The organism is Mesorhizobium sp. M5C.F.Ca.ET.164.01.1.1 (assembly GCF_004792125.1).
Lineage (GTDB): Bacteria > Pseudomonadota > Alphaproteobacteria > Rhizobiales > Rhizobiaceae > Mesorhizobium > Mesorhizobium wenxiniae.
Genome location: NZ_SRTG01000009.1, coordinates 1 through 8,670, shown reverse-complemented (window position 1 = coordinate 8,670; position 8,670 = coordinate 1). Strand labels below are relative to the sequence as shown.

The following is an 8,670-nucleotide window of genomic DNA, read 5'->3' as shown; positions in this document are numbered from 1 at the left end:
ATGCGCGCTTAATGAGCGGACAGCAATGTCTCTCAAAGGAAGAGGTCATTGTCATTATAGCGTGCCTCAACGCAGTCTACGACGACACGAGCTCGATCCGGCATACGCTCCATGAGATAGCGCGTGGCTGTTTCGCGGGTGCTGGGTGCACTATCGAGGATGCCGATAAGTTCTACTCGGATGTCTGTCACAAGGCGGCAGAAGAGCATTATGGCGGCAGGAATCTCCGGAGCCTGGATACCAGACGCTACTAGCTTCGGAGACTACGAAAGTCCATCTGTTCAAAGGAGAGTGGTTTGACACTCAATTCAATCGACCAATTCAGCACGGCATCTTCGATGCAGGAGTATATTGCCGTACAAGATCAGCACCTAGGCGACTTGCAACTCATTCCGCCTAATGCGACTCCCGCAGATGACCATGGAGGAATCCGGCACCCTGACATCGGCGGGTCGATGCGGATGCCGCCGCGGTCCGGCCTGCATAGCAAAGACGGTTCACTGTGGTCGCGCGTTAAGTCAGCAGTCAGGAAAGCGGTTGGAGAATGTTGCGTCGGAAAGCCCTCTAGCGGATCGGCGCAGGCGTCTGGCAAGGAGTCCTCGTCGGTTCTCCGCTCATCAGATGACATCGGATATCTCGTTGGCCCGTTATGGGACCACCACCGCTGGGACAATGGCGGCCAACTAATGCCGCGTGAAATCGTTCTTGAATTGGGAAAACTCGGGTTCCTACCGGGCCAGCGCAACCAAGATCAGCCGGCACGCTTCCAGATTAACGGTGAGCACTACACGGCCGAGGCGAAGCTAACACCGAATTCCGACGTGGTGTTTGGCCAACTCAGACAAGTTTATCTCATCCATAACCCTCAAGACGCCTGAAGGCCGTGGAGGTCACGTTAACCGCCGATCAGTGTGGCCGGATGGGCGGGTGCTACCCCTCACCCGGGCCGGACTTGCACCGGCTGGAACTCGCGAGCTTGGCCTGGTGCACGTCACCACCACGGCTCTTTACCGCAGCAGCGCGGACTGTTTGAGACGTGCTCCTGAAAGGCGATCCCAGAGGGCCGGCCCCATCGCCAACGCAGCTTTACGCTACTGTCTTAGTCCATGCTGAATTCCTTCCGCTGCTGTAAAGCACACTCTCTTCGATGAAGACAAGCCGGGCAGGATCGAGATCGAGCTGTCCGGCGAACCAGGTGCGACGGCGCTTCAGGACGTCCAGAGGGTCTTGCTCCAGTTCATGTGCGCACTTTTTTTGAACGTCCAGCCGCGCTCGCCAAGCCAGGCGTTCAGGGCACTGCGGCTGATACCTGCCGACCGCTCGACCGACAGCCGTTCGACCATCTCGTCCAGCGTGATGTCCTTGCTCCCTCGATTCATGCGCATCGTGGCTTGAACCGCGCCGCCAACACCGTGGCCGAGGTGTCCGCTCGCCCAGGCCGCGGGCGTGCTGATCGGATCACCCGCTGTCGCTGAGGCTCTCGCCGCCGGTTCACCGCTATTGCCTCAAAAATGTCGGCTCCACGACACGCTCTGTAGGGTTTGTCAGGTCCGCGCCACAGGCTTCGTGGGCCGATCTGTTGTTTGCGGCAGGCTAAAAGAGCTGGACAGCAAGCATAAATTTGGTCGCCGGCTCGATCCGTCAGATTGGAACGAGATTTGCACCCTTGAGGGTGAGACGACGGCAGCAGCCGACCGGCTCTCCTGTCGCGGGCCCGCGATCGACACAACCAAGGAAGGAGCCCAGCATAGCACAGGCACGGCCAGCCGAGAACTCGCCGGTGGCAGGCGCGAGCCATGGGTCAGTCGTAGATCGGCTGGTCGGCATCGACCTCGCTCGGGGCCTGGCTGTCTTCGGGATGTATGCCGCCCATCTCGGTCCCGACCCCGGCGAAGGAGGACTAGTCGGGTTTCTGATGGAACTAACCCATGGGCGGTCGTCCGCCTGTTTGCCGTATTGGCCGGTTTTTCGATCCTCCTGATTACCGGCCGCAAGGCGCCGAAGTCGGGCATAGCCGGTAGACAGGCCATTGCCAGAGTCGCAATTCGTGCACTTGTTTTGTTCGCGCTTGGCTCAATCCTGGTCTGCCTCGGCACCCCGGTCCTGATCGTTCTGCCATACTGCGGAATCTGCTTCTTGTTGGTCCTGCCGCTCTGTCGGCTCAGTGCAGAGCCGCTCGGCTTCCTCGCTGCGGCGACCGCATTAGTTCTACCCCAATTGCGCTTCCACCTTGCAGCAATGTTTGGCTCCGAGATCCGTACTTCGACCCGGTGTTCAAGCTCATGGTCAGCGGCAGTTATCCCGCGATGAGCTGGGTTCCTTTCGCGATCGCAGGCATGGCCATGCGCGCCTTGACCTTAGTACGCAAGCAATGCATTGGCGCCTTGGCCTGGCGGGGGTAGCGCTGGCTGTGTTGGGCCATTGCGGATCCTTCCTCGCGCTGCGTTTGCTGCCTGAATGTACCCGGCGATCTGAAGGAATCCGCCGGGTGGTGGTCGGACGGCGGCCACCTCCCTGGTCGTCGCCATGGATAGCCGCACCCCATAGCCAAATTCTCGATCGTGGGCAGCACCGGTTGCGCAATGATCATCTTGGCGGCTTGCTTGCTCGCTATGGATGCGCTCCCGCATCTGCGAAAGCTGGTCTGGTTAATAATCGCAGTCGGCTCGATGCCTTTGACCGCCTATGTCCTGCACATTATAGCAATATATTTTCTTGGAGGAGGCTCGGGCCTGTGCGTTCTCGTTGGCTTCATAGTGGTTGTAAGCACTTTCGCGGTGCTTTGCCTGCGCGCCACTGAGGACCGATGGAAGCGCTGATGGGTAGGATCGCAGATCTCGCGCGTCACATCCACTGAGCACACATCAGCCGAGCGAAACCCGATGTCAGCCATCAGGCAGTAGCCGCCTCCCCTGCCGATGAAGGATGCATTCGCCGTGCTATTTTTCGGGTTCTGTCGCAGATCGTGCTTTTGGTCACAACGGGACGCTTTCGCGCAGATGATCATGCTGCAAGGATTTCGAACTGCTCTGCGATTGAGGGACGTGGATTATAGGCGAACCTCGCCTGTCGTTTGCGCATCATGTGGACCATCTCGATGCCGGACAGGGTGACCGCGGCGGCGTGCGTCGATTTGAAACCGAGCATCGGCCGCACCCGGCGCTTGATGCGCCGATGATCCTGCTCGATGCGGTTATATTATCAGGCATGAATGGGCGCGACGCGCCAATCCGTATTTTCTTGCACGGATGGATCGACTACCGTCCACCTACCGGGATTGGGGTGTCGGGAGCACGCATGGCGGGCAGGCCGAAGTACCTTGATGAACCGAGAGTTCGAGTTGTTATCTGGCCGCCCCCTTCGACTTGCCCGGTTGCGCTGCGAGCGCGGATCCGTAGTTGTCGTGTAGCCCGCCGGCTCCCATGGTTGCTGACCCTGGAAAGGAGCTGGGAATGAGAATCATTGCCCTTGATGTCCACCGATCATTCGCTCAAATGGCAATCTTGGAGAAAGGCAAAATCCGGGATGCCGGGAGGATCGATCTCGAACACGGTCGTCTGTTGCAGTTCGCCACGAAGCTCAAGCCGGATGACGAGATCGTCATCGAGGCGACAGGCAATACGAGCGCGATCGTCCGGTTGCTCTCGCCCTTTGTGGGCAGGGTGGTCATAGCCAATCCGATCCTGGTTCGGGCCATCGCCTGGGCCAAGGTCAAGACCGACAAGATCGACGCGGCAGTGCTGGCCAAGCTCCACGCGAGCGGCTTTCTGCCTGAAGTCTGGATGCCGGATGAAGAAACCGAGACGCGTCGTCGCGTGGTAGCGGAACGAACGCAGCTCGTCTGCCAGATGACCCGTCTCAAAAACCGAATCCATTCGGTTCTGCACGCCAACCTGATCCCGCCCTACAAAGGCACCCTGTTCTCAAAGCGGGGCAGGGCTTGGCTGGAGGCTCAGCCGCTCGCCGAGGATCAGCGCCGTGTTGTCCTTCGCCATGCCGGTGAACTCGATCGCCTTGGCGGAGAACTTGCACAGGTTGACAAGAGCCTCGCAAAGACGGCCCTCCAGGAACCACGGGTCAAGCGGCTGATGACGATCACCGGCGTGGATGTCACGGTGGCACTGAGTATCGTGGCAGCCGTCGGCGACATTGAACGGTCTCATCGCCGGAAAAGCTCGTCAGCTACTTCGGACTCAACCCGCGGGTCCGGCAGTCCGGTGACAAGCCGGCCTACCATGGCCGCATCACCAAACAAGGCCGAGCCCACGCGCGATCGATGCTGGTCGAGGCGGCGTGGGTCATTTCCGGTGTGCCTGGTCCGCTGCGCGCCTTCTTCATGCGCATCCGTGGCGCTCGGGCGCCCCACATGAGGTGCGACGATCATAGGCTGCGCGACAGGGTTGCAACCTCGACCCTGCTCTTCGCCACGCGGTCACCCGAGCCGCGAAAGAATAGCAAAATCAGCTTCGCCGATCCATCCCGCAGCCGGCGAACGATAGCGACGTGCTCGCTCCGTCTAGGCCAAGCCGCGCATACCGCGCGATGGCCTGCCGGCCAGCCCTGACCTCGCTGCGCGCGACGCTATCTCGGCCGTCCGCCAGGACAGAACGCGTGAGAGCACACCTCCGCACATCGGAGCAGAACGGCCCTTGTCAAATACATCCGTGAGGTATTGGCTTTGGCGGATGCGGATCGGCTTCGACCGGCGCCGGGAGCAATTCTGCAATCGACTTGTGGCATCGCAGGAAACGAGGGCTTCCCGGTTGGTCTGACTGCCGTCGATGACGATGCGATCGGGACGGGCATGGCGTGCCAACGTGGCGGCCGGCAAATCCCGGTATTCACTGAACCAGAACTCGACGGTGTCGCCGACGCTGTCGATGGCGCGATAGAGGTACATCCATCGCCCGCGCACCTTGATGTAGGTCTCGTCCGCATGCCATTTGCCGGTCACGGCGCGCTTGCGCCGGTTGAAGCGTTCCATCAGCAGCGGCGCGAAATGAACGACCCAGCGGTGCACAGTCGATTGGTCGACGTTCAGGCCGCGTTCGGCGATCATCTCTTCCAGATCGCGCAGGCTGAGATTGTACGCCAGATACCAGCGCACGCACAGCAAGATCACTGACCGGTCAAGCAAGCGCGCTCCCCGAAAAAGAGAGGCCTTCGTGCCAGATATGGGTTGCCATTCCGTTTGCGACAGAACTCTTCCGACTTGGCCCCGCCCGCCTTGCCATAGACGATTGTGAGCAGGTCCTGGCTGGCCGGCTTGCAATGACAATTGCTATTGCGGACACGGCCATCGACGATCTCGGCGCGCTTCTTGCTCTTACCATAGACATAGGCTCCGGCGTAGAATGGGTTCTCAGAATCAAAGATTTCGTTGTGGTAGCGGATCGGAACCCAGTCGAAGGACAACATCTTCTTTGCCGTCGGACGGCCTGGGGAAATGCACGCCGTCGTCGGTCATCGAGATCAGCACCTGGCGCGCACTGCCGATCTCGCGGAAACGCGCGAATATGAGGCGGACGGCCCCTTTTGCAGGCGAATGTCGACGGCCATCCTCAAAGCCGAATCGAGTAGCTCATGGAACTTCCGCACAGGGGATCGGCAAGGCACTTACGACGGAGATGGAAAATGGATAGAATCAATAACGCTGCTCACGCAGCAGCCTCAACAATGCAACACGCAGCCTTTGACCAGCATCTGCGCGAGGCAGCACAGCATTGCACGCAAGAATCCAGTGCAGATCCTTCCCCTTGTCCTTGCTCCGCCCAGCAAAAGGACAATATCGGTGAGGCAACGCAGCAGCCAAAACTTGTCGTCATCTCAAATCGGGTTGCTGCATTCGACCCGCTTCAACCCAAGACGGGCGGGCTTGCTGCGGCCCTCGAGCCTGTGGTGGAACGCTTTGGCGCAGTCTGGATGGGCTCCTCGGGCAATTTGGGCGACGGCACCGAGCCCTTGGACATCGGGCAGCACGGCGAGGGCCAAGTGGCGAAGCTCGATATGCCGCGCGAGCACTATTCTGGGTACTACGAAGGTTTCGCGAATTCGATATTGTGGCCGGCGTTGCACTCGCTGCCTGACCGGATGGCCGCCTCCGCAAATCATTATGAAAGCTATCAGGAGATCAACAAGTTCCTGGCGGGAGCCGCTTTCCAGTTCCGGGATCGAGATGCAATCTGGGTGCATGACTATCACTTTCTTCCACTCGGCGCTGGTCTGCACAAGCTCGGTGTCGACAAGCCGATCGGCTTTTTCCTGCATACGCCATGGCCAGCACCTGATGTGATGGCGCGAGTGCCTAATCATCGTCAGCTCATGCACTCGATGCTCGACTACGATCTGCTCGGCTTTCAGACCAACTGGGACCTGAACAACTTCCGCGACTGCCTGCGTACCCATCTCGGATTGGAAGTCGAGCACGGTGTGGTGGTTTCGAGCCGCCGACAGACGCGTTGTCAGAAATTTCCGATCGGTATCGATCACAAACAGTTCGCACAGTATGCCTCGGAGTCGCTTGCGAAACCGTATATCGCGTCTTTGCAGAAGAAACTCAACGGCGCGAAGCTTGCAATCGGGGTCGACCGGCTCGACTACAGCAAGGGTATCGACGCCCGGATTGAAGCCTTCGATAAGGTCTTGACAGACCAGCCGCGCAGTATAGTGCTCCTGCAGATCGCCAACCCGTCGCGCACCGAAATCGAGGCCTATAAAAGTTATAAGCGCAAGGTTGAGAGCCTCGTCAAACGTGTCAATGACGAGCATGGCACGGACGAGTGGAGGCCCATCCTCTATGAGTATAATGCTTTCACCCAGGCTCAACTGGCAGGCCTCTACCGCACTGCGCGTGTTGGCGTGGTGACGCCAGTGCGTGACGGCATGAATCTGGTTGCGAAAGAATATATTGCTGCGCAAGATCCGGATGATCCCGGCGTTTTGGTGCTATCGAAGTCTGCAGGTGCGGCCGAAGACTTCAATCACAACGAAGCGCTGCTGGTGGATCCGAACAGCCCCGACGAGATCGCGACCGCGATTTCCAAAGCGGCCAACATGCCGCGCGAAGAGCGCATCCAACGCTGGCGGCCAATGATGGATAAAATTGAAGCATATACGATCCATGATTGGTCGGCGGACTTCGTACGGGAACTGGACAAAAGCCGGGTCACGGTGCCGGCGGATCACTTCCGACATCTCGGCTTCGGCTGGATCAACGAGACGCAAATGCCCTCGTATCGGACTGCCGCCGAGTTGGACGCCGCGCTAAAGCGCGCGATGGATAGACATTGGATCCTGCCGCCTACCGGCAGCTCCGTCTCCGGAGCGTCGCCGGAGTCGATCGCGATCGCTTCGGTCGTAGGAACGCGATCGGGATCCTGATTGCTCGGCTGAAGCCATGTGAGCGGGACGATTGGCAGCGGCGATGGCGGCACGCTCTGTCTCGAAGATGATCTGCGTCTGCCCGTTTGATAGATCGGCCGCGGCAGGGCGCGGTGCCTGATCGAAAAGCGATAAGTCTATCAGCGGCATGTATGGACGGCCTCCGCGTGGCAAGGGCTTTCTGACATTGATGACAGGTTGGTCGGGTGCAGGCATGTATTCGGCCTTTGAGTGCGGCCTGTTCATGCCGCTGGCCTTGATGAAGTCCGCGGATCGGATCCCAGACAGGTCAACGCGCTTTTTGAGCGGCACCCACTGAGCGGGTTTTTCCGATCCCGGTTCGACCGTCCGTCATCACACCATCAGCACCTCACCAACCTCTGTGCATCCTCTGCGACTACGTCACTACGCCGGTGAATCCGCGAAGCGCTTGCCCGTAGTCATCAGCGCCCAGACGATCCGGGCCATCTTGTTTGCCAAGGCCACCGCAACGACGTTGTACGGCTTTTTCGCCAGAAGCTCGGCAGCCCAGCGAGTGGGTGCCGCTTTGCCCTTACGACAGAAGCGAAGCACGGCATGGGCTCCCACAACAAGAAGGCGACGGATGTAGGGATCGCCTTGCTTGCTGATCCGCCCGAGCCGATCCTTTCCTCCGGATGAGTTCTGTCGCGGCACCAGGCCAAGCCAAGCCGCGAGTTGCCGACCGGATTTGAACAGGGAAGCATCTGTCACGGTCGCAACGATTGCGCTGGCGGTGATCGGACCGATGCCGGGGATCGTTTCGAGGCGACGGCTCAACTCGTGCGAACGATGCCAGATGTGAATCTGTCGGTCCAGCTCACCGACCTTCTCGTGCACCTCACGCAATTGCTGCACCAAAAGAAAGAGGGCCGATCGGGCAAGCGGGGGAATGAGGTCGTTCCCCTCGTCCTCAACCAACGCGACGAGCATGCTCAGCCCTGTAGCACCCTGACGAGTGATGATGCCCAACTCCGCCAAGTGGCCGCGCAAGGCGTTCACCAGCATTGTCCGCTGCCGGATCAAAAGCTCGCGGACGCGATGCAGCATCAACACGCTCTGCTGCTCCTCGCTCTTTGTCGGAACAAAGCGCATCGTCGGTCGCGTGACCGCCTCGCAGATTGCCTCGGCATCCGAAGCATCATTCTTCTCTGGTTGCCGCCCTCGATGCAAGAGCCTTCCAACCTGATGTGCCCGGTGATCGAGTGCGTTCTTCTCTCAGGCCTTTTCCTTGCGGCCTTTCAAGAAGCCGCGGGCCGGTATGGTGATCTG

Annotated in this window: 4 protein-coding genes and 4 pseudogenes; 3 read left to right on the top strand and 5 right to left on the bottom strand. The window is 59.6% G+C overall.

Features of this window, described 5'->3' with window-relative positions:
• Positions 1-296 precede the first annotated feature (296 nt).
• Positions 297-878 carry a hypothetical protein gene (locus EN807_RS29345; RefSeq protein ID WP_127211240.1) on the top strand — a complete coding sequence of 194 codons (582 nt, stop codon included), beginning with the start codon at positions 297-299 and terminating at the stop codon, positions 876-878.
• A gap of 262 nt (positions 879-1,140) precedes the next feature.
• Here EN807_RS29345 and EN807_RS29340 read toward each other — a convergent pair.
• Both EN807_RS29340 and EN807_RS29335 read right to left on the bottom strand, forming a co-directional pair.
• Positions 1,141-1,434 (bottom strand): annotated as a pseudogene (locus tag EN807_RS29340) (IS630 family transposase); the annotation flags it as partial.
• A gap of 1,569 nt (positions 1,435-3,003) precedes the next feature.
• Positions 3,004-3,195 (bottom strand): annotated as a pseudogene (locus EN807_RS29335) (DDE-type integrase/transposase/recombinase); the annotation flags it as partial.
• Between the two features lie 257 nt (positions 3,196-3,452).
• Between EN807_RS29335 and EN807_RS29330 the strand changes: the two are divergent.
• The gene (locus EN807_RS29330) at positions 3,453-4,370 is read left to right on the top strand and encodes an IS110 family transposase (RefSeq protein ID WP_189522609.1); all 918 of its coding nucleotides are present in this window, start codon (positions 3,453-3,455) and stop codon (positions 4,368-4,370) included.
• 290 nt (positions 4,371-4,660) lie between these two features.
• Here EN807_RS29330 and EN807_RS29325 read toward each other — a convergent pair.
• Together EN807_RS29325 and EN807_RS36815 are read right to left on the bottom strand one after the other, a co-directional pair.
• Positions 4,661-5,176: pseudogene (locus EN807_RS29325) on the bottom strand (IS6 family transposase); the annotation flags it as partial.
• A gap of 86 nt (positions 5,177-5,262) precedes the next feature.
• Positions 5,263-5,527, bottom strand: a pseudogene (locus EN807_RS36815) (recombinase family protein); the annotation flags it as partial.
• 107 nt (positions 5,528-5,634) lie between these two features.
• On the opposite strand from EN807_RS36815, the gene EN807_RS29315 reads away from it, so the two are divergent.
• On the top strand, positions 5,635-7,380 hold the full coding sequence (locus tag EN807_RS29315; RefSeq protein WP_135937726.1) for a trehalose-6-phosphate synthase: 1,746 nt from the start codon (positions 5,635-5,637) through the stop codon (positions 7,378-7,380).
• Between the two features lie 405 nt (positions 7,381-7,785).
• Here EN807_RS29315 and EN807_RS29310 read toward each other — a convergent pair whose 3' ends face one another.
• Positions 7,786-8,571: an IS110 family transposase gene (locus EN807_RS29310; protein WP_348640273.1), complete on the bottom strand. Its 786-nt coding sequence runs from the start codon at positions 8,569-8,571 to the stop codon at positions 7,786-7,788.
• Between the last annotated feature and the right edge of the window lie 99 nt (positions 8,572-8,670).

Bases quoted from the DNA above. Each gene is read 5' to 3' on its own strand.
- EN807_RS29330 (WP_189522609.1), top strand. From the start codon at position 3,453: ATGAGAATCATTGCCCTTGATGTCCACCGATCATTCGCTCAAATGGCA.
- EN807_RS29315 (WP_135937726.1), top strand. From the start codon at position 5,635: ATGGATAGAATCAATAACGCTGCTCACGCAGCAGCCTCAACAATGCAA.